We start from the raw sequence: 19,288 nt of genomic DNA, 5'->3' as shown, positions 1-19,288 counted from the left end.
GCGGCAAACTCCGTGCCGCCGGACGCTTTCCTGACAAAAATACTGGGACTTTGTCCGGCGCGATGATTGGCGTAAACTGCCGGCAAGCCTGCGAGGAGTTTCCATGACCGCCATTACCATTACCGATGCCGCCCACGATTACCTGGCCGACCTGCTGTCCAAGCAGAACACCCCGGGTATCGGGATCCGCATCTTTATCACCCAGCCCGGCACCCAGTACGCTGAGACGTGCATTGCTTACTGCAAACCGGGGGAAGAAAAACCCGAAGACACCGCGCTGGGGCTCAAGAGCTTCACCGCGTACATCGACTCGTTCAGCGAAGCCTTCCTGGACGATGCGGTGGTCGACTACGCCACTGACCGCATGGGTGGCCAACTGACCATCAAGGCGCCAAACGCCAAGGTGCCGATGGTCAATGCCGACAGCCCGGTCAACGAGCGCATCAATTACTACCTGCAAACCGAAATCAACCCGGGGCTGGCCAGCCACGGCGGCCAGGTTTCGCTGATCGACGTGGTGGAAGACGGCATCGCCGTGCTCCAGTTCGGCGGCGGCTGCCAGGGCTGCGGCCAGGCTGACGTCACCTTGAAGGAAGGCATCGAGCGCACCTTGCTCGAGCGCATTCCGGAGCTCAAGGGCGTACGCGACGTGACCGACCATACCCAGAAAGAAAACGCCTACTACTGATAGGTGTTCGCTGTGGCGAGGGAGCTTGCTCCCGCTCGATTGCGAAGCAATCGCAAGGCAACCGATGTGCTCTTCGTGATGGGCACATGAGTTGCAGGGGGACCGCTTCGCGGTCCAGCGGGAGCAAGCTCCCTCGCCACAATAGTTTCAGTCGTCAGCCTGGACCCACAGGGGACTCGGGTTGGCTCTTGCCGGTTGCGTCAGGGCCGGTAGAGATGCGCATGCCCGGCACGGTACAGCGATGATTCGCTGAACACGTCATTGCCCAGCACACGCCCCACCAGGATCAGCGCCGTTCGGCGGAAACCCTTGGCCTGCACCTTCTCGGCGATATCTGCCAGTGTACCCAGCACCCAATCCTGATCCGGCCATGTTGCCCGGTGAATCACCGCGATCGGGCAATCCGCGCCGTAGTGGGGCAGCAGTTCACTGACGATTTTTTCCAGATGATTGACCCCCAGGTGAATCGCCATGGTCGCTCCGTGCTGCGCCAGGCTGGCAAATTCCTCCCCGGCGGGCATCGCGGTCTTGTCCGCGTAGCGCGTCAGGATCACGCTTTGGGAGACGTCAGGCAGGGTCAGTTCTGCACCCAGCAAAGCAGCACAGGCTGAGGTCGCGGTCACGCCCGGGATGATTTCGAAAGGGATGCCCAGTTCCCGCAGGCAACGAATCTGCTCGCCGATGGCACCGTACAGACTCGGGTCGCCGGAATGCACCCGCGCCACATCCTGGCCCTTGAGGTGCGCGGTTTTGATCAACTCAATGATTTGCTCCAGGTGCAGCTCGGCGCTGTTGATCACCTGTTCGGCGCGATGCCCCTCAAGCACGGCCGTCGGCACCAGGGAACCGGCGTAGATGATCACCGCGCAGCTGTGGATTAGTCGCTGGCCTTTGACGGTAATGAGATCCGGGTCGCCGGGGCCGGCGCCGATGAAGTAAACGGTCATGACCGGCTCCTGTGAAAGGTGAGTGAGCGTCGCCCAGATGAAGATCGCTCATGATCCTGGGCGCCGATTATCGGGATTTACGCCACGACCGCCAATGCCAACGTGCTGTTGGGCCCTTTTTGGCGAGTAATCAGCAGCGTCGCGGGCGTTGTGCCCAACTGGTCGGCCAAGGCCAGGGCGGCGCTTTCTGCGATGCCGTAGCAACCGGTTCGCTGGAAGGCGATCTCGGAGCGGTGACTGAGCCGCTGCTCGTAGCCGGCCAACTGTTCGACACTGAAGCAGGTCAGCGGCAGGGCCAGTTGCCCGGCCAGCTCCAGCAGTCCGGGTTCGTCACGCTTGAGGTCGATACTGGCCAGGGCCCGTACCCGATGAAGTCCGATGCCGTGGGCCAGCAGCGTTTCGTCGAGCAAGGCCCGCAGCGTGCTGGCCGGGCAACCACGCTGGCAGCCAAGGCCGACCACCAGCATCGGCCCGTTGCTCATGCGTCGTGGCGGGCTTGGCCGTCACGGCGAAACAGCCATGTGCTGATCAGGCCCAGGGCCAGCCAGAACGCGACGTTGGTCACTTGCGAGGCGATCTTGAATTGCGTTTCAAGCGCTTCGGGCGCCAGCATCGAGTGGACTTCGGGCTGGGGTGCGCCGATGACGTGGGGCACCAGCAACGTCGCCACGCCCAGCAACTTGAGCAGCCAATGCTTGCCGAAGGCGATCAGGGCGATGCCTACCGCCGTGGACGCCGCGGTGCCGATCCACCACATCTGCCGTTGGGCCAGGTCGGCCGCTGCGGTACCAGGCAGTTCCGGCGGCAGGCCAAGCGTCGGCGCCAAGACGAAAGTGGCATAACCGGCCAGCCCCCAGAGCAGGCCTTGGGACGTGCGAGTCGGTGCGCGTAAGGTGTACAGACCCGCCAGCATCAGGGCAAAACCCACGGCGACCACCAGGTTGCCGCCTGTGGTGGACAGCACGCGCTGCCAACCGTCTTCCGGCTCCCAGGCCTCGGCATCATGGGTATGAGCCGCCCCGTCGGCGTGTTCATGGACCTCGGTCGCCGGGGCCTTCTCGAAGGTTTCCGCCTGGAGAATCAGCGGCGATACCCAGAAACTTTGCAGCAGGGTCAGCAGCAGGGCGGCCAGCAAGCCGCTGAAACCAGCGGTCTGCGCGATACGCTTGATCATGTCGTCAGGTCTCAATGGCACGGGAATGCGGCGCTGTGACGGGTATCGTGGGCGGCGTTGTGCACCGCTTCGATGTGGGAGAAACCGGCGAAATAGACCAGCCCCGCGCCCAGGATCGAAGCCAGGATCGCGGCGCTCAGGCGTTGGCTCAGGGTGGTGGTGCTACTGGCGGTGCGGGCGGTGCTGCTGATGGTCGACATGGCGCTTCCCTCTGTTCTTGTTCAGTGGGTGATTCGAGCGCGATGAAACTCCAGGCGAAGGCCCGCCAGGGTTCGAACAGCGCCCGCCCACCGCGGGTTGTTGATGCATGAGTCATGGGCCGGTCTCCGGGCTCGCGAGGGGCGGGGCTTGCGCCTGGCCTGCAAGCGTCACCTTCCCATGTCCTGGGACACAGTGGTTCAGACGCTTCGCTCGCTTACCGTTGCGGGGGCAGCACCGGACTGACGTGGCCTTGAAGTAAAGCACACGATTCACCGGTTTCCCGTTTCACCCTGTGAAGGGCACCCGTAACTAGGCGCACAGGAGAGCATGGGCGGGGCGGGGCCGTCAATGTACAAGGGCCGACGAGCGGGCTGTTGTGGCGAGGGAGCTTGCTCCCGCTCGGTTGCGCAGCGACCGTAAAGAGCCGGGGGGCGCTGCGCTGCCCAACGGGAGCAAGCTCCCTCGCCACAACAGCATCCTGCATCTTACTTGCGGAGATTGACCCGCCCCCACACCCTGCGTAGCCTTGCGCCTTCGAGGTTCTTCGGCACGTGCCGGAGCTAAGAAGGGAACGCGGTCCAAGCCGCGGCTGCCCCCGCAACTGTGAACGGTGCTGTTTCTGCAAGGCCACTGTGCATGCCCTTATTAAACGGGCGCACGGGAAGGCGCAGCAATTGCCAGTCGAAAGATTGGCCCACCGTCAGCCAGGAGACCTGCCTCGACACAGATTCTCACTACAACCGGGCGGGGTGATCCGGTGGCGAAATCTTCCGCGCGCGCCTGTGCCAGCGGTTGTCGTCCCGTTTGCCCGCCACCTTGCCAAAGGGCATCCGATGAAAACACTGGCCAAACTCCCCGTCACCATCGTCACCGGCTTCCTCGGCTCGGGTAAGACCACCTTGCTGCGTCACATGCTCGACAACGCCCAGGGCCGGCGTATCGCCGTGATCGTCAACGAGTTCGGCGAACTGGGCATCGACGGCGAGATCCTCAAGCAGTGTTCCATCGGCTGTACCGAAGAAGAAGCCAACGGCCGCGTCTATGAACTGGCCAACGGCTGCCTGTGCTGCACGGTGCAGGAAGAATTCTTCCCGGTGATGCGCGAACTGGTGGCCCGGCGTGGCGACCTCGACCATATCCTCATCGAAACCTCCGGCCTGGCCTTGCCCAAGCCGCTGGTCCAGGCCTTCCAATGGCCGGAAATCCGCAGCGCCTGCACCGTCGACGCAGTGATCACCGTGGTCGACAGTCCGGCCGTGGCCGCGGGTACCTTCGCGGCCTTCCCGGACCAGGTCGATGCCATGCGCAAACTCGACCCGAACCTGGACCACGAATCACCGCTGCATGAGCTGTTCGCCGACCAATTGGCCAGCGCCGACCTGGTGATCCTCAACAAAGCGGACCTGATCAGCCCTGAAGACCTGGCCAAGGTTCGCCTGGAAGTCGCCGAAGAGTTGCCGCCGGCGGTCAAGGTCATCGAAGCCAGCAGCGGTCGCCTGCCGCTGGACGTACTGATTGGCCTGGACGCCGGTTCCGAAGAACACATCGACGGCCGCCACAGCCATCACGATCACCACCATGACGGCGACGATGACGACCACGATCATGATGCCTTCGATTCCATCTCCATCGAGCTGCCCCAGGCCGACGAAAGCCTGTTGCTCGACGCGCTGACGCAACTGGTGGTCCAGCACGGCGTACTGCGGGTCAAGGGTTTCGCGGCGATCCCGAACAAGCCGATGCGCCTGTTGATCCAGGGCGTCGGGACGCGTTTCGACAAGCATTTCGACCGCCAGTGGGGCGCCGAGGAAGCGCGGGTCACCCGCCTGGTGCTGATCGGCCAGGCGCTCGACGCCGCGCTGCTCGAAGCGCAGTTGCGCGCCGCCCTCGGCGCCTAAGCCATGCACCTGCTCAGGACCCAGCCCGGCGGTTTCGTGTCGGATGACAACATTGCCGACCTGGGGCAAACCCCCGCCGAGCTGGTGATCCTGTGCAGTGGCGACTCCAGCCTGGCGCTGCTGGCCGAAGCGGCGAAGCAGTTGCCGGGCGATTATCCCGAGTTTCGCCTCGCCAACCCGATGCAGGTGCAGAACCACGCCTCGGTGGATCTGTATTTCGAAGACGTGCTGCGCCACGCCAAGGTCATCCTGTTGTCGTTGCACGGCGGCATCGGCTATTGGCGCTACGGCATCGAGCGCCTGATGGAACTGACCGGGCGCGGGGTGAAGCTGATCCTGGTGCCGGGGGATGATCGTCCGGACCCGGAACTCAGCGACCTGAGCAACGTGCCCTTCGAGGACCGCGATCGGCTCTGGCAGTTCTTGCGCCAGGGCGGGCTGGGCAATGCCCTGGACCTGTTTCACAACCTCGGCAGCCAATGGTTCGGCCGCGATTATCCGTGGGCCGAACCGCAAGTCCTGCCACGCACGGCCATCTATCACCCGGCGAAAACCAGCGCCAGCCTCGACGATTGGCAAGCCGACTGGCAGGCCGGACAACCGGTGGCGGCGGTGCTGTTTTATCGCTCCCACTTGCAAGCGGCGAACACCGCGTTCATCGACGTGTTTTGTCAGCGCCTGCAAGCGGCGGGGCTCAATCCGCTGCCGATTGCCGTGGCGAGCCTCAAGGAGCCCGGTTGCCTGGCGCTGGTCGAAGACTGGCTGGACGCGGTGGAGGCCGGGGTGATCCTCAATACCACCGGCTTCGCCCAATCCAGCCCGGAAGCGCCGCACCTGCGACCGTTCCGTCGCAACATTGCGGTGATCCAGGCGATCTGTGCCCAGGACAACGAACCGGGCTGGCGTGCAAGCGAGCAGGGCCTGGGCCCGCGAGACCTGGCGATGCACATTGCCTTGCCGGAGCTGGACGGGCGGATCATCAGTCGCCCGATCAGCTTCAAGGACCTGGCCTGGCGCAGCGAGCGCAGCCAGAGCGACGTGGTCTGTTATCGGGCTGTGCCTGAACGCATGGATTTTGTCGCCGAGCTGGCGCGGCGCTGGACAACATTGGCGCGTTTGCCCAACGCAGAAAAACGTGTGGCGTTGATCCTCGCCAACTACCCGACCCGGGATGGGCGCATCGGCAATGGCGTCGGCCTGGACACCCCGGCAGCGGCGTTGAATATCCTGCGGGCCATGCAGGCCGAGGGGTATCCGCTGCCGCCTGATTTGCCTGGGAACGGTACCGCGTTGATCCAGCAGTTGCTCGGTGGTGTCAGCAACGACCTGGACAGCCTCGACCTGCGGCCATGTCACCAGAGCCTGGCCCTCGATGCCTATCAGGCCATGTTCGACGCGCTGCCGGAGGCCAATCGCCAAGCGGTGCTGGACCGTTGGGGTACGCCCGAGAACGATCCGATGTTCCGTGACGGTCGCCTGATGGTCGCCGGCCTGCGCCTGGGCCTGACGTTCGTCGGGATCCAGCCGGCCCGGGGTTACCAGGTCGATCCGAGTGCGGTGTACCACGACCCGGACCTGGTGCCGCCCCACGGTTACCTGGCGTTTTATTTCTGGTTGCGCAACACCTACGGCGTGCACGGGGTGATTCACGTTGGCAAGCACGGCAACCTTGAGTGGCTGCCGGGCAAGGGCGTCGGGCTCTCGGAGAGTTGCTGGCCGGACGCGCTGCTGGGGCCGCTACCGAACATCTATCCGTTCATCGTCAACGACCCGGGTGAGGGCGCCCAGGCCAAGCGTCGCACCCAGGCGGTGATCATCGACCATTTGATGCCGCCGCTGACCCGGGCTGAAACCTACGGACCGCTGCGCAACCTCGAGCTGTTGGCCGACGAATACTACGAGGCGCAATTGCTCGATCCGCGTCGCGCCCGGGAGCTGCAACGGGACATCCTCAACCTGGTGCGCGAGACGCACATCGACCGCGAGCTGCAACTGGACGCGGCCCTGGACAGTGACGCCGATGCGGCGATCTGGCTGCCGCGCCTGGACACTTACCTGTGCGACTTGAAGGAGTCGCAGATTCGCGACGGCCTGCATATTTTTGGCGAGTCGCCCAGCGGACGGCTGCGCATCGACACCTTGCTGGCGTTGCTGCGCATTCCCCGGGGCGACGGCAAGGGCGCGCAGTCGAGTCTGTTGCGGGCGCTGGCCAAGGCGTTCGGGCTGGGTTTCGATCCGCTGGATTGTGCCTTGGCCGAGCCCTGGACCGGCGAGTGTCCCGAGGCGTTGCGCCGGGTCAGCGCCGAGCCTTGGCGCACCGCCGGCGATACGCGCGAGCGCCTGGAATTGTTCGCCGCGCAGTTGATCGAGCAAGCACTGGACGGTGGGGTCGAGCAGCTCAATGCGCCGGGCTGGGAGACGGTGGCCAGCATCATCGAAAACCTGCGCTCCGTCGTGGCCCCGCGCCTGGACGCCTGCGGTCCGGCGGAAATCCGTGGCCTGCTCGATGCCTTGAACGGGCGCTTCGTGCCCGCCGGCCCCAGCGGTGCGCCGAGTCGCGGGCGCCTCGACGTGTTGCCCACCGGACGCAATTTCTTCTCGGTGGACGTGCGCAACCTGCCGACCACCACGGCGTGGCGCATCGGTTTCCAATCGGCGAACCTGATCCTTGAACGGCACCTGCAGGACCATGGCGATCACCTGCGCCAGCTCGGCCTGTCGGTGTGGGGCACCGCCACCATGCGCACCGGTGGCGATGATATTGCCCAGGCCATGGCGCTGATGGGCGTGCGTCCAGTGTGGGCCACGGGCAGCCAGCGGGTCGATGATTTCGAGATACTGCCGTTGAGCCTGCTGGACCGACCACGGGTCGATGTCACGCTGCGGGTCTCCGGGTTCTTCCGCGATGCTTTTGCCAACCTGATCCGTTTGTTCGATGCCGCCGTGCAGGCCGTCGCCGCCCTTGATGAGCCGGACGACCTGAACCCCTTGGCGGCCAAGGTCCGCGGCGAACGTGAGGCCTTGTTGGCGTCGGGCCTGGAGCCGGAAGCGGCGGCGCGCCAAGCCGGCTGGCGGATCTTCGGCGCCAAGCCCGGGGCCTATGGCGCGGGCGTGCAGGGCGCGATTGATGGGCGCTTGTGGCAGAGCCGCGAGGATCTGGCCGAGGTGTACCTGAACTGGGGCGGTTACGCCTACGGCGCCAGCGATGAAGGCACCGCCGCCCGGGAGCCGTTCTCCCGACGTCTGAGCCAGGTGCAAGCGGTGTTGCAGAACCAGGACAACCGCGAGCATGACCTGCTCGATTCCAATGATTACTATCAGTTCCAGGGTGGCATGCTGGCGGCGGTGGAGACTCTCGGTGGAGTCGCGGCGGCCAGTTACCATGGCGATCACAGCCAGCCAGACTTGCCCAAGATCCGCACCCTGAAGGAAGAGCTCAACCGTGTCATCCGTTCCCGCGCAGCGAATCCGAAGTGGATCGATGGCGTGAAGCGTCACGGCTATAAAGGCGCGTTCGAACTGGCGGCGACGGTGGACAACCTGTTCGCCTTCGACGCCACCACGCAGCTGATCGACGATCACCAGTACGCCTTGCTGGCCGATGCCTACCTGCTCGACCCGGACACCCGGGATTTCGTCCGCCAGCACAACCCCGACGCCCTGCGGGACATGACCGAGCGCATGCTCGAAGCGCAGCAGCGGGGGATGTGGCAGGCGCCGGGGGAGTACCGCGAGGCGTTGGAGAATTTGTTGTTGGACATTGAGGAGGATGGCTGAAATGAGGACAACAGGCGCGCACTTGTGGCGAGGGAGCTTGCTCCCGCTCGGCTGCGCAGCAGTCGTCGTTCTGGAAGGGCACTGGGACCTCAGGTTCTGGGGGCCGCTTCGCGCCCCAGCGGGAGCAAGCTCCCTCGCCACAGGGGAACCTCGCACATTCATGAGACCTTCAGCATGACTCACACTCCCCATTTCCCGCTCTCCGCCGTGGTCGGCGCCGATGACCTGAAACTGGCCCTGTGCCTGGCCGCGATCGATCCGAAAATCGGCGGTGTGCTGATCGAAGGTCCGCGGGGCATGGCCAAGTCCACCTTGGCCCGGGGCCTGGCGGACTTGCTGGCCAGCGGTCAGTTCGTCACCTTGCCCCTTGGTGCTACCGAAGAGCGGCTGGTGGGCACCCTGGACCTGGACGCAGCGCTGGGGGAGGGGCGCGCGCAGTTTTCTCCCGGCGTGTTGGCCAAGGCCGACGGTGGCGTGTTGTACGTCGATGAAGTGAACCTGCTGCCCGATCATCTGGTGGACCTGCTGTTGGACGTGGCCGCCAGCGGCACCAACCTGATCGAGCGTGACGGCATTTCCCATCGGCATCCGGCGCGCTTTGTGCTGATCGGCACCATGAACCCGGAAGAAGGCGAGCTGCGCCCGCAGTTGCTCGACCGTTTCGGTTTGAACGTGGCCCTCGACGGTCACACCGCGCCGACTGAGCGCGGGCAGATCATTCGCCGGCGGTTGGATTTCGACAGTGATCCGGCGGCGTTCTGCGCGCAGTGGGAGAGCGCCCAACAGCAGTTGCGTGAACGCTGCCAGCAGGCGCGCAACCGGTTGGCCGGGATCGCGCTGGATGATGCCGCACTGGCGCAGATCACCGAGCGCTGTTTTGCCGCCGGGGTCGATGGCTTGCGCGCCGACCTGGTTTGGCTGCGGGCGGCCCGGGCCCATGCCGCGTGGCGTGGGGCGGATGCCATCGCGGATGGCGACATCGATGCGGTCGCCGAGTTTGCCTTGCGGCACCGGCGGCGCGGGCATTCGGCACCGGCACCGGCACCGTCCCAGGCGCCGACCGGCGCGGAAAAAACTGCTGAACCCAACGAAGGCCAAGGCCAGTGGGGCGACCTGCCGGCCCGGGCATTGCCGACCGGTGCCCGGCGTGATGTGCCGAGCTGGCCAAAAAAGCCTTAGGCATTCGCCCTCGTTCAACGGCGGGGGCGAATGCCAGACCCCGTGCAGGACAGTTGGAGCAAGGACGCCAGGGCCGGAGCAAAGCCGCGGCCAGCGGTGCGGTGAACTGGCCGGGGACGTTGCTCCATGGCCGACCGCGCCTGCGTGAGGACCTGCGCTGGCACGGTCGTCATCGGTCTCCCCATGAGCTGTGGCTGGTCATCGTCGATGCGTCGGCTTCGACCCGGCGTCATCGCGCCTTGAGTGACGGCAAGGGCCTGCTGGCGCAGTTGTTCGACGACGCCTACCGACAACGCGCGCGCTTGGCGCTGTTGACGGCCAGCGGCACGCTCCCCAATTGGCAGGTGCAAGGGCTCAAGGCCTCGGCGGGCCTGCGCGCCTGGCTCGATGGGTTGGGTGCCGGTGGCGGAACGCCGTTGCTGGCGGCGCTGAACGAGGCCGGGCGCTGGCTGGTGGCGCGCCGCAAGCGCTACCCGGCGGAGCAGCAACGGGTGTTGGTGATGACCGACGGACGAGTCAAGGAGGGGCTTTCACCGCCGCTTCTCGATTGCCCATGCCTGTTGATCGACATCGAGAGAGGCCCGATCCGCCTGGGCCGGGCCCGGCAGTTGGCGGGACAGTTGCAGGCTGAGTATTGGCATATTGATGCAGAGTCACCTGGCTGAGATAAGCATTGATTGCTGCACTATGCTCAGGCAGCCCCTCACAGGAGTGAACCATGCGCGTACTCGTCACCAACGCCCAGGACGATTTTCGGGTCAAGGCCTATGCCGGCACCAACGGCGTACTGCTTGCCATGGACCTGGCCGAACCCCGGCGCAAGGGCTTGCTGGGCTTTGCCATCGAGAAGCAGCAGGGCGACAAACCCTGGCTGTTCCTGTTCAACAGCCTGACCTTCCCCGACAAGGCCCACACCTTTCCCCAGTTCCACGCCACCCCCAGCGACAAGGCGCCGTTGCAGAAATTTCGCTGGGCCGACTACGCCGTCAACCCCGGTGTGACGATCCACTACCGCGTGCACCTGGCTTATGGCAGTCCCGACGCACCGCAGTTGGGCGAATTCCTGGCCGTCACGGTCACCAGCGACGACGGTCAGCCAACCAACCAGCGAGTGATATTCAATCGGGCCGTGGCCGCCAGCCAGGCGTTCCAGCGCAAGTTTCCCGAAGTGGACGCTTTGATTAGTGCCAACAAAAACCTGTCCATCGATGACTGGCCCGATGCCCCGCGCCGTTGGTTGGAAAACGGCTTGCTGGGGCGCTTGACCGGTTTCATCGACCGGGCGCTGGATGCCCACTGGGCCCTGGATGTCGCCATCTATGAATACGAATTGCCGGTGATCGTCGACGCAGTCAACGCCGCTCACGCGCGCGGCGCACAGGTTCGCGTGCTTTACCACGCCGAGCCAGGCGACGACACCACGCTGCGCAACGAAGCCAACCTCGAAAAACTGCCGGCGGCCAACAAGCGTGGACGGGTCACTCACAACATTTTCCACGACAAGTTCATTGTGTTGAGCAAGGTCGATGGCGGCGGTGCGTTACAGCCGGAGGCGGTGTTGTGCGGCAGTACCAACTTCACCGCCAACGGCGTCTACCGCCAGGCCAATGTGGTTCATGTGCTGGACGATCCGCGGGTGAGCGACGGCTATCGCCAGGTGTTCGAGCAGATCTGGGCCATACCGCAGGACGTCGGGACCACCCGTGAGTGGATCAATCAGAACAATCCCATGGTCCCGGAGGAACAGTTGTTCATCGGTTTTTCGCCACGCACGGGAGAGGGCGACCTGGACCGCTTCGTCGACATCATCAACGCGGCTCGAAAGGACCTGTTGTTCGTCACCGCATTCGTCTTGCCCGACCGGATTCTTGACGCCGTGCTCGGCCAACCCAATGACGACGTGCTGCGCTACGGCCTGCAAAACACCAAGAGCCGCATCACCGGCTTCCATGCCGACCGCACCGCTGAATTCGCCGCCACCGCACTGCTCAACACCGGCCTGGAAGGCTGGCTCAAGGAAAACATGAAAGGCCAGAAGGGCAACCTGCTGGTGCACACCAAGGCCATCGTCACCGACTTCACCAGCGACACGCCGACCATCATCAGCGGCAGCCACAACCTCAGCGCTGCCGCCAGCAGCGGCAACGACGAGAACTACCTGATCATCCAGGGCGACACCGACCTGGCCGACCGCTACGGATTGGAATTGCTGCGTTTCTATGAGCATTACCGCTTTCGCTACTTTGCGAAAAAACTCGCCCTCAAGCAGGTCAAGCCACTGGCGGTGGATGACAGCTGGAGTGATGACTATTACCGCGAGGGGGATTTGCGGATGTTGTCCAGGGTGAGGTTTTGCGGGCGCTGAACAGTGGCAAGGGGTGTTTTAGAGTGCTATTTTGAGCGCTATTAAGAGTACTCAAGGACTCGTTTCATGACACATATCGTGCTTTCCCAAGTAGTCGCCAGCATTTCTGAACTCAAGAAAAACCCAATGGGCACCGTTGCTGCCGGTGGAGGATTATCTGTAGCGATCCTCAATCGTAATGAGCCCGCGTTCTATTGCGTCCCTGCCAGGGAATATGAAGCCATGATGGACCGGCTTGAGGACATGGAGTTGGCTGCTCTTTGCCGCGAGCGTGAAAACGATCCAACGATCAAGGTTTCTCTCGATGACCTATGAGTTGGAATTTTCCGATAAGGCATGGAAGGAATGGCAGAAATTGGGGGCAACACTCAGGGAGCAATTCAAAAAAAAGCTTGAAGAGCGACTGGTGAATCCGCATGTCCCGGCCGACCGTCTCGCCGGGTTGGGCAACGCTTATAAAATTAAGCTGCGCAGTGCGGGTTATCGATTGGTTTACCGCGTGGTAGATGATGTGTTGGTCGTCACGGTGATTGCAGTGGGTAAGCGTGAGCGCGGCCAGGTTTATGACGAGGCAGCCAGGCGGTGATGGCCAAATTTTCCCGATAGCGTTTGTGGAACTCTTTCCAGTGCTAGCATAGAGCCATCTATCAGCCAGGAAGCTGCCATGAACCTCTGTCACGGAACGTCCGCTTTACTTCGCACCTGTGTCGCGATCCTGTTGTTGGTCCTGGGCACTTCGGCCCTTGCCGCCAATCAACCGTGTTCCGGCCGCAAAGGGGGGATCGCCGGGTGTGATGGCGATACCTTCCTGTGCAACGACGGCTCGATCAGTGCTTCGAAGAAGTCCTGTTCCGCTGTGCTGGGGCTTCGCAACGAGGCTCGGCCGCAATCCTTGCTCAAGTCCGCCGACGGTTGCCAGTGCGGCAGTGGCAATTACTGCGTCGGGCCTCGGGGCGGGGTCTATTGCCTCACACCTGGCGGCAGCAAGAGCTACAAGCGCAAATAGCCCAGGTACACCGCCGAACAATGGTGGGAGCAAGCTCGCTCCCACAGGGTATCCATTTACAACTCCAGCGTGGCTCCGTTTCGGTGCGCCGGGTACCCGGTTTGGGGCCTTGTTACCCGTGCCTCGTAGCCAACGGTAGCAACACTCTTCGCATGCGGACGCTGCTGCCCGCAGGTCTGTTTTTCCCATCTCCCTGATTTCCCTGACTTTCCATTTTCTCACCCATGCGCTCCAAGCCTGTGGCACACTTTCTGCTGTCTATTCCGTTGTTACATACCATGTTCCGGTATAGCGGAATAAACTCAATCTGGAGTGCTTGCCATGCAACGCCGACCTTCCTTGTTCAAAACATGTGTTTTTCTCTTCGCGGCCACGGTGGCTGCCGTGGGTGTCGCCCAGGCGGCCGACAGCAAGCTGGATAGCGTGCTGCAGCGGGGGAAATTGATCGTGGGCACGGGCAGTACCAATGCGCCGTGGCACTTCCAGGGAGCGGATGGCAAGTTGCAGGGCTTTGATATCGATATCGCGCGGATGGTCGCCAAAGGCCTGTTCAACGACCCGGAGAAGGTCGAGTTCGTGGTGCAGTCTTCCGATGCGCGCATCCCCAACCTGTTGACCGACAAGGTCGACATGAGCTGCCAGTTCATCACCGTCACCGCCAGCCGCGCCCAGCAAGTGGCGTTCACCTTGCCGTACTACCGCGAAGGCGTGGGCCTGCTGCTGCCGGCCAACAGCAAGTACAAGGAAATCGAAGACCTCAAGGCAGCGGGCGATGACGTCACCGTGGCGGTGCTGCAGAACGTCTACGCCGAGGAGTTGGTGCACCAGGCGCTGCCCAAGGCCAAGGTCGACCAGTACGACAGCGTCGACCTGATGTACCAGGCAGTGAACTCCGGCCGCGCCGATGCCGCCGCCACCGACCAGTCCTCGGTCAAATACCTGATGGTGCAGAACCCCGGCCGTTATCGCAGCCCGGCCTACGCCTGGAGCCCACAGACCTACGCCTGCGCGGTCAAGCGCGGCGACCAGGACTGGCTGAACTTCGTCAACACTACCTTGCATGAAGCCATGACCGGCGTGGAATTCCCCACCTATGCGGCGTCGTTCAAGCAGTGGTTCGGCGTCGAGCTGCCGTCGCCAGCGATCGGTTTCCCCGTTGAATTCAAATGACCCTGTGAGCCCGGGGCGCCCCTTGCGGGCGCTTCGTCGAAGGTACTGCCGACCATGAATTATCAGTTGAACTTTGCCGCCGTCTGGCGCGATTTCGACACGCTGCTGGCGGGGCTTGGCCTGGGGCTTTCCCTGGCGTTGGTGTCGATCGCCATCGGTTGCGTGATTGGCCTGGCGATGGCGTTTGCGCTGCTGAGCAAGCATCGGGTCTTGCGGGTGCTGGCGTCGGTGTATGTCACGGTGATCCGCAATACGCCGATCCTGGTGTTGATCCTGCTGATCTACTTCGCCTTGCCGAGCCTGGGCATCCGCCTGGACAAGCTGCCGTCGTTCGTCATCACCCTCTCGCTGTACGCCGGGGCCTACCTGACCGAAGTGTTTCGCGGCGGACTGTTGAGCATTCACAAGGGACAGCGGGAGGCGGGCTTGGCCATCGGCCTGGGCGAGTGGCAAGTGAAAGCCTACGTCACCGTGCCGGTGATGCTGCGCAACGTATTGCCAGCCCTGTCGAACAACTTCATTTCGCTGTTCAAGGACACCTCCCTGGCGGCGGCGATTGCCGTGCCGGAGCTGACCTATTACGCCCGCAAGATCAACGTGGAGAGCTACCGGGTGATCGAAACCTGGCTGGTGACCACGGCCCTGTATGTCGCGGCCTGTTACCTCATTGCCATGCTGCTGCGATATTTCGAGCAGCGCCTGGCGATCCGCCGTTAGGAGTGTCCCATGTACGAATCACCCAGTTGGTTGCATGAGTTATGGGTCGCCCGGGATACCCTGTGGGCCGGCTTCCTGACCAGTGTGCAGTGTTCGCTGTTGGCGATTGTGTTGGGCACGCTGATCGGTCTGGTGGCCGGGCTAGTGCTGACTTATGGCCGGACCTGGATGCGCGCGCCGTTTCGTTTCTATGTCGACCTGATCCGCGGCACGCCGGTGTTCGTGCTGGTGCTGGCCTGCTTCTACATGGCCCCGGCCCTGGGTTGGCAGATCGGCGCGTTCCAGGCCGGCGTGCTGGGCTTGACGCTGTTCTGCGGCTCCCACGTGGCCGAGATCGTGCGCGGGGCCTTGCAGGCATTGCCCCGTGGGCAGATGGAGGCGAGCCAGGCCATCGGCCTGACGTTTTACCAGTCGCTGGGCTATGTGCTGTTGCCCCAGGCCTTGCGGCAAATCTTGCCGACCTGGGTCAATTCCTCCACCGAGATCGTCAAGGCCTCGACCCTGCTGTCGGTGATCGGCGTCGCCGAATTGCTGCTCAGCACCCAGCAGATCATCGCCCGGACCTTCATGACCCTGGAGTTTTACCTGTTCGCCGGGTTTCTCTTTTTCATCATCAATTACGCCATCGAATTGCTCGGACGGCACATTGAAAAGCGGGTGGCCTTGCCATGACTGATATTTCGACTCCTTCCAACACCCAACCGCTGTTGGACATTCGCGGCCTGCGCAAACAATACGGCCCGCTGGAAGTGCTCAAGGGCGTGGACCTGAGCATGCAGCGCGGCAACGTGGTCACGCTGATCGGCTCCAGCGGTTCGGGCAAGACCACGCTGCTGCGCTGCGTGAACATGCTCGAGGAATTCCAGGGCGGGCAGATCATGCTCGACGGCGAGTCCATCGGTTACGACGACATCGACGGCAAGCGTGTGCGCCATCCAGAAAAAGTCATCGCCCGGCATCGCGCCATGACCGGCATGGCCTTCCAGCAATTCAACCTGTTCCCGCATTTGACCGCGTTGCAGAACGTCACCCTGGGCCTGCTCAAGGTGAAAAAACTGCCCAAGGATGAAGCGGTGGCCCTGGCCGAGAAATGGCTGGAGCGGGTGGGCTTGTTGGAGCGGCGCGATCACTTTCCCGGCCAGTTGTCTGGCGGCCAGCAGCAGCGCGTGGCGATTGCCCGGGCGATTGCGATGAACCCCAGCCTGATGCTGTTCGACGAAGTCACGTCGGCCCTGGACCCGGAACTGGTCGGCGAGGTGCTGAACGTGATCAAGGGCCTGGCCGAAGACGGCATGACCATGCTGCTGGTGACCCACGAAATGCGCTTTGCCTTCGAGGTCTCCGACAAGATCGTGTTCATGAATCAGGGCCGCATCGAAGAACAGGGGCCGCCGAAGGAATTGTTCGAACGGCCACAGTCGCCACGCCTGGCGGAATTCCTCAAGAACACCCGTTTTTAATTTTATTCAGTAAGGAGAAACACCCATGAGCATTACGCGCTACGGCACCGGCAGCTCCGCAGGCGGCGGTCAGCCACGGCCATTCGCCCGCGCCGTGGAAGCCGATGGCTGGCTGCACGTGTCCGGCCAGGTGCCGGCGGTGAACGGCGAGATCATTGTCGGCGGGATCGTCGAGCAGACCCACCAGACCATGAAGAACCTGATCGCGATTCTCCAGGAGGCCGGTTACGACCTCAAGGACGTGGTGCGCTGCGGCGTGTGGTTGGATGACCCGCGGGATTTCTGGAGTTTCAACAAAGTGTTCAGCGAGTACTTCAGCCCGGAACACGCCCCGGCCCGGGCCTGTGTGCAGGCAAGCATGATGGTCGATTGCAAGGTCGAGATCGATTGTGTGGCCTACAAGAAGAAGTGAGGCCCATTGCGGGCGAGCCGTGATGCCGTGACGGGAACCCTGTGGCGAGGGGATTTATCCCCGTTGGGCTGCGCAGCAGCCCCAAACAAGCTACAGCGAAGTGTCAAGCTGGATCGTAGGCAGGTTTATTTGGGCCGCTTCGCGGCCCAGCGGGGATAAATCCCCTCGCCACAAAATCTGTGAACAGCTTGCAGTCTGGTTACACTCGCGGCGAACTGATTGGGAACCAAAGACATGACCGAAGACACCATCAAACGCCGGGCCCGAGGATTGGATAGGGCGTTCGATATCCTCGATTTTCTCAAGGAAATCGGCCAGCCGCTGCGCCCGAACGATATTGCCAGCGGCATCGGCAGCCCCAAGTCCACGGTCTATGAACTGGTGGCGTCGCTGCTGGAGCGGCGCATCCTCGAGCCGGTGGGCAAGGACGGCCATGTCTACCTGGGCCGCCAGTTGTACTTTCTCGGGCAGGCGCACCTGCGGCATTTCGACCTGAGCCGCGAGGCTGACCAGGCTTTGCAGGAGATCGTGCGCCAGACCCGGGAAACGGCGCAGATGTGCCTGCTCAACGGGCGCAAATACACCGTCGCGCTGATGAAGGAAGGCGAGCGGCATTTTCGCATTTCATCGGACATCGGGGAAAACGCGCCAATCCCGTGGACGGCGTCCGGGCGTCTGCTGCTGGCGCATTTGAGTGACCAGCAGATCGTCGATCTGATCGACCCTGACGACTTCATTTTGCCGGACGGCGATCGCTTGCCCCTGGAGCAATTCCTCAAGGAAATCCGCCAGGCCGGCATCGATGGTTTTTTCTCCTTCGACAGTGTCGCCGACACCTTCACCCACTGCTTTGCCGCACCGGTCAAAAACCCCGACGGCGTGGCCATCGCCACCCTGTGCATCGTCGCCCCACGGGCCGACGCCAAGAACAATTACGCCGACTACCGCCGGGTGCTGATCGAAAGCGCCAACAACCTGGCCCGGCGCATCAATGAATAGATAACCGCGGCTGCGAGCGGTCGCGTGCGAGGAGTACCAACATGTCTTCTGTCATTCCCAATGCTGGCGTAGAGAAGGGTGCGGCCACCGTCGGCGCTCATTTGCTCAAGGACGTCAGCCTGCCGGCACTGGTGTTGCACCGCGCGGCGCTGGAGCACAACATTCGCTGGATGCAAGCGTTCGTCACCGACAGCGGCGCCGAACTGGCCCCCCACGGCAAGACCAGCATGACCCCGGCGCTGTTTCGACGCCAGCTCGATGCCGGTGCCTGGGGCCTGACCCTCGCCAGTGCCGTGCAGACTCGTGCCGCTTACGCCCATGGCGTGCGTCGGGTGTTGATGGCCAACCAATTGGTGGGCACGCCAAACATGGCGCTGATTGCCGATCTGCTGGCTGACCCGGCGTTCGAATTCCATTGCATGGTCGATCATCCGGACAACGTCGCGGACCTGGGGGCGTTCTTCGCCTCGCGCGGTATGAAGCTGAACGTGATGATCGAGTACGGCGTGGTCGGCGGTCGTTGTGGCTGCCGGACCGAAGCCGAGGTGTTGGCCCTGGCCGAGGCGATCCAGGCGCAACCGGCGTTGGCGTTGACCGGTATCGAAGGCTACGAAGGGGTGATCCACGGTGACCACGCCATCAGTGGCATTCGTGCGTTCGCAGCGTCCCTGGTGCGGTTGGCGGTGCAGTTGCAGGACAACGGCGCGTTCGCCATCGACAAACCGATCATCACCGCCTCGGGGTCGGCCTGGTACGACCTGATCGCCGAATCCTTCGAAGCCCAGAATGCCCATGGGCGTTTCCTCAGCGTGTTGCGTCCCGGCAGCTACGTGGCCCATGACCACGGCATCTACAAAGAAGCCCAGTGCTGCGTGCTGGAGCGGCGCAGCGATTTGCACGAAGGCCTGCGCCCGGCGCTGGAAGTCTGGGCCCATGTGCAATCGCTGCCGGAGCCGGGCTTCGCGGTGATCGCCCTGGGCAAGCGGGACGTGGCCTACGACGCCGGATTACCGGTGCCGCTCAAGCGCTACACGCCTGGATCGGATTCGGTGACGGGTGACGATGTCAGCGGTTGCAAGGTGACGGCGGTGATGGACCAGCATGCGTTCATGAATGTGGCGGCAGGGGTTGAGCTGCGTGTGGGCGACATCATTTCGTTTGGCACTTCACACCCGTGCCTGACGTTCGACAAGTGGCGGGTGGGATGCCTGGTGGATGAGCAATTGCGGGTGGTCGAGAGCATGGAGACTTGTTTCTAAGGCTTGAGATCGAGTCGCGGCTATCGCGAGCAAGCC

Annotated in this window: 20 protein-coding genes and 2 riboswitches; of the genes, 16 read left to right on the top strand and 4 right to left on the bottom strand. The window is 63.2% G+C overall.

The features are described from left to right. Nucleotides 1-103 precede the first annotated feature (103 nt). A complete protein-coding gene (gene nfuA, locus TK06_RS10455; RefSeq protein WP_003182850.1) occupies nucleotides 104-688 on the top strand; it encodes a Fe-S biogenesis protein NfuA in 585 nt (194 codons plus the stop codon). 200 nt (nucleotides 689-888) lie between these two features. On the opposite strand, the gene cobM is transcribed toward nfuA, so the two are convergent. The 4 genes from cobM to TK06_RS10435 all read right to left on the bottom strand — a co-directional run bounded on the left by cobM (nucleotide 889) and on the right by TK06_RS10435 (nucleotide 3,009). Beyond that, nucleotides 889-1,635 (bottom strand): precorrin-4 C(11)-methyltransferase, encoded by a 747-nt coding sequence (gene cobM, locus TK06_RS10450; protein ID WP_063322002.1) that lies wholly within the window; start codon nucleotides 1,633-1,635, stop codon nucleotides 889-891. 77 nt (nucleotides 1,636-1,712) lie between these two features. Continuing rightward, a complete protein-coding gene (locus TK06_RS10445) occupies nucleotides 1,713-2,117 on the bottom strand; it encodes a cobalamin biosynthesis protein (RefSeq protein ID WP_063322001.1) in 405 nt (134 codons plus the stop codon). After that, nucleotides 2,114-2,809 (bottom strand): CbtA family protein, encoded by a 696-nt coding sequence (locus tag TK06_RS10440; protein WP_063322000.1) that lies wholly within the window; start codon nucleotides 2,807-2,809, stop codon nucleotides 2,114-2,116. Before TK06_RS10440 ends, TK06_RS10445 begins: the two co-directional genes overlap by 4 nt. Nucleotides 2,810-2,820: 11 nt before the next feature. After that, entirely contained in the window at nucleotides 2,821-3,009 is a 189-nt protein-coding gene (locus TK06_RS10435; protein WP_014338677.1) for a CbtB domain-containing protein, read from the bottom strand. Nucleotides 3,010-3,109: 100 nt separating this feature from the next. Next, nucleotides 3,110-3,332: riboswitch (cobalamin riboswitch) on the bottom strand. A 198-nt stretch (nucleotides 3,333-3,530) separates the two neighbouring features. Then, nucleotides 3,531-3,745: riboswitch (cobalamin riboswitch) on the top strand. A gap of 98 nt (nucleotides 3,746-3,843) precedes the next feature. On the opposite strand from TK06_RS10435, the gene cobW reads away from it, so the two are divergent. The 15 genes from cobW (at nucleotide 3,844) to TK06_RS10360 (ending at nucleotide 19,252) form a co-directional block, all read left to right on the top strand. Beyond that, nucleotides 3,844-4,908, top strand: coding sequence for a cobalamin biosynthesis protein CobW (gene cobW, locus TK06_RS10430; protein ID WP_063321999.1), 1,065 nt, complete (start codon nucleotides 3,844-3,846; stop codon nucleotides 4,906-4,908). Nucleotides 4,909-4,911: 3 nt separating this feature from the next. Beyond that, the gene (cobN, locus tag TK06_RS10425; RefSeq protein ID WP_063321998.1) at nucleotides 4,912-8,685 is read left to right on the top strand and encodes a cobaltochelatase subunit CobN; all 3,774 of its coding nucleotides are present in this window, start codon (nucleotides 4,912-4,914) and stop codon (nucleotides 8,683-8,685) included. Between the two features lie 174 nt (nucleotides 8,686-8,859). Then, the gene (locus TK06_RS10420) at nucleotides 8,860-9,864 is read left to right on the top strand and encodes an ATP-binding protein (RefSeq protein ID WP_063321997.1); all 1,005 of its coding nucleotides are present in this window, start codon (nucleotides 8,860-8,862) and stop codon (nucleotides 9,862-9,864) included. A 53-nt stretch (nucleotides 9,865-9,917) separates the two neighbouring features. Next, nucleotides 9,918-10,529, top strand: a complete 612-nt coding sequence (locus tag TK06_RS10415) for a vWA domain-containing protein (RefSeq protein WP_219737639.1) — start codon at nucleotides 9,918-9,920, stop codon at nucleotides 10,527-10,529. 53 nt (nucleotides 10,530-10,582) lie between these two features. Continuing rightward, nucleotides 10,583-12,229: a phospholipase D-like domain-containing protein gene (locus TK06_RS10410; protein WP_063321996.1), complete on the top strand. Its 1,647-nt coding sequence runs from the start codon at nucleotides 10,583-10,585 to the stop codon at nucleotides 12,227-12,229. Between the two features lie 66 nt (nucleotides 12,230-12,295). Next, the gene (locus TK06_RS10405) at nucleotides 12,296-12,544 is read left to right on the top strand and encodes a type II toxin-antitoxin system Phd/YefM family antitoxin (protein WP_063321995.1); all 249 of its coding nucleotides are present in this window, start codon (nucleotides 12,296-12,298) and stop codon (nucleotides 12,542-12,544) included. Continuing rightward, a complete protein-coding gene (locus TK06_RS10400) occupies nucleotides 12,534-12,815 on the top strand; it encodes a type II toxin-antitoxin system RelE family toxin (protein WP_063321994.1) in 282 nt (93 codons plus the stop codon). Before TK06_RS10405 ends, TK06_RS10400 begins: the two co-directional genes overlap by 11 nt. 78 nt (nucleotides 12,816-12,893) lie before the next feature. Beyond that, nucleotides 12,894-13,235: a hypothetical protein gene (locus tag TK06_RS10395; protein WP_063321993.1), complete on the top strand. Its 342-nt coding sequence runs from the start codon at nucleotides 12,894-12,896 to the stop codon at nucleotides 13,233-13,235. A gap of 321 nt (nucleotides 13,236-13,556) precedes the next feature. Continuing rightward, nucleotides 13,557-14,405, top strand: a complete 849-nt coding sequence (locus TK06_RS10390; RefSeq protein ID WP_063321992.1) for a transporter substrate-binding domain-containing protein — start codon at nucleotides 13,557-13,559, stop codon at nucleotides 14,403-14,405. A gap of 54 nt (nucleotides 14,406-14,459) precedes the next feature. After that, on the top strand, nucleotides 14,460-15,122 hold the full coding sequence (locus tag TK06_RS10385; protein WP_014338685.1) for an amino acid ABC transporter permease: 663 nt from the start codon (nucleotides 14,460-14,462) through the stop codon (nucleotides 15,120-15,122). Between the two features lie 9 nt (nucleotides 15,123-15,131). After that, a complete protein-coding gene (locus tag TK06_RS10380; RefSeq protein ID WP_028236639.1) occupies nucleotides 15,132-15,794 on the top strand; it encodes an amino acid ABC transporter permease in 663 nt (220 codons plus the stop codon). Next, nucleotides 15,791-16,582, top strand: a complete 792-nt coding sequence (locus TK06_RS10375; RefSeq protein WP_063321991.1) for an amino acid ABC transporter ATP-binding protein — start codon at nucleotides 15,791-15,793, stop codon at nucleotides 16,580-16,582. Before TK06_RS10380 ends, TK06_RS10375 begins: the two co-directional genes overlap by 4 nt. Nucleotides 16,583-16,607: 25 nt before the next feature. After that, complete coding sequence (locus tag TK06_RS10370) at nucleotides 16,608-16,994, top strand: RidA family protein (protein WP_063321990.1); 387 nt, start codon at nucleotides 16,608-16,610, stop codon at nucleotides 16,992-16,994. A gap of 234 nt (nucleotides 16,995-17,228) precedes the next feature. Continuing rightward, complete coding sequence (locus TK06_RS10365) at nucleotides 17,229-17,993, top strand: IclR family transcriptional regulator (protein ID WP_063321989.1); 765 nt, start codon at nucleotides 17,229-17,231, stop codon at nucleotides 17,991-17,993. A gap of 41 nt (nucleotides 17,994-18,034) precedes the next feature. Further along, nucleotides 18,035-19,252 (top strand): amino acid deaminase, encoded by a 1,218-nt coding sequence (locus tag TK06_RS10360; protein WP_063321988.1) that lies wholly within the window; start codon nucleotides 18,035-18,037, stop codon nucleotides 19,250-19,252. Nucleotides 19,253-19,288: the final 36 nt, after the last annotated feature.

Origin of the sequence: Pseudomonas fluorescens (assembly GCF_001623525.1) — a bacterium.
In the GTDB taxonomy this organism is placed as follows: Bacteria; Pseudomonadota; Gammaproteobacteria; order Pseudomonadales; family Pseudomonadaceae; genus Aquipseudomonas; species Aquipseudomonas fluorescens_Q.
This window is presented reverse-complemented; position numbering and strand designations above follow the sequence as displayed.

Bases quoted from the DNA above. Each gene is read 5' to 3' on its own strand.
- TK06_RS10380 (WP_028236639.1), top strand. From the start codon at position 15,132: ATGTACGAATCACCCAGTTGGTTGCATGAGTTATGGGTCGCCCGGGAT.
- TK06_RS10370 (WP_063321990.1), top strand. From the start codon at position 16,608: ATGAGCATTACGCGCTACGGCACCGGCAGCTCCGCAGGCGGCGGTCAG.
- TK06_RS10375 (WP_063321991.1), top strand. From the start codon at position 15,791: ATGACTGATATTTCGACTCCTTCCAACACCCAACCGCTGTTGGACATT.
- TK06_RS10395 (WP_063321993.1), top strand. From the start codon at position 12,894: ATGAACCTCTGTCACGGAACGTCCGCTTTACTTCGCACCTGTGTCGCG.
- nfuA (WP_003182850.1), top strand. From the start codon at position 104: ATGACCGCCATTACCATTACCGATGCCGCCCACGATTACCTGGCCGAC.
- TK06_RS10435 (WP_014338677.1), bottom strand. From the start codon at position 3,009: ATGTCGACCATCAGCAGCACCGCCCGCACCGCCAGTAGCACCACCACC.
- TK06_RS10385 (WP_014338685.1), top strand. From the start codon at position 14,460: ATGAATTATCAGTTGAACTTTGCCGCCGTCTGGCGCGATTTCGACACG.
- TK06_RS10420 (WP_063321997.1), top strand. From the start codon at position 8,860: ATGACTCACACTCCCCATTTCCCGCTCTCCGCCGTGGTCGGCGCCGAT.
- TK06_RS10405 (WP_063321995.1), top strand. From the start codon at position 12,296: ATGACACATATCGTGCTTTCCCAAGTAGTCGCCAGCATTTCTGAACTC.
- cobN (WP_063321998.1), top strand. From the start codon at position 4,912: ATGCACCTGCTCAGGACCCAGCCCGGCGGTTTCGTGTCGGATGACAAC.
- cobW (WP_063321999.1), top strand. From the start codon at position 3,844: ATGAAAACACTGGCCAAACTCCCCGTCACCATCGTCACCGGCTTCCTC.
- TK06_RS10365 (WP_063321989.1), top strand. From the start codon at position 17,229: ATGACCGAAGACACCATCAAACGCCGGGCCCGAGGATTGGATAGGGCG.
- TK06_RS10445 (WP_063322001.1), bottom strand. From the start codon at position 2,117: ATGAGCAACGGGCCGATGCTGGTGGTCGGCCTTGGCTGCCAGCGTGGT.
- cobM (WP_063322002.1), bottom strand. From the start codon at position 1,635: ATGACCGTTTACTTCATCGGCGCCGGCCCCGGCGACCCGGATCTCATT.
- TK06_RS10390 (WP_063321992.1), top strand. From the start codon at position 13,557: ATGCAACGCCGACCTTCCTTGTTCAAAACATGTGTTTTTCTCTTCGCG.
- TK06_RS10410 (WP_063321996.1), top strand. From the start codon at position 10,583: ATGCGCGTACTCGTCACCAACGCCCAGGACGATTTTCGGGTCAAGGCC.
- TK06_RS10440 (WP_063322000.1), bottom strand. From the start codon at position 2,809: ATGATCAAGCGTATCGCGCAGACCGCTGGTTTCAGCGGCTTGCTGGCC.
- TK06_RS10400 (WP_063321994.1), top strand. From the start codon at position 12,534: ATGACCTATGAGTTGGAATTTTCCGATAAGGCATGGAAGGAATGGCAG.
- TK06_RS10360 (WP_063321988.1), top strand. From the start codon at position 18,035: ATGTCTTCTGTCATTCCCAATGCTGGCGTAGAGAAGGGTGCGGCCACC.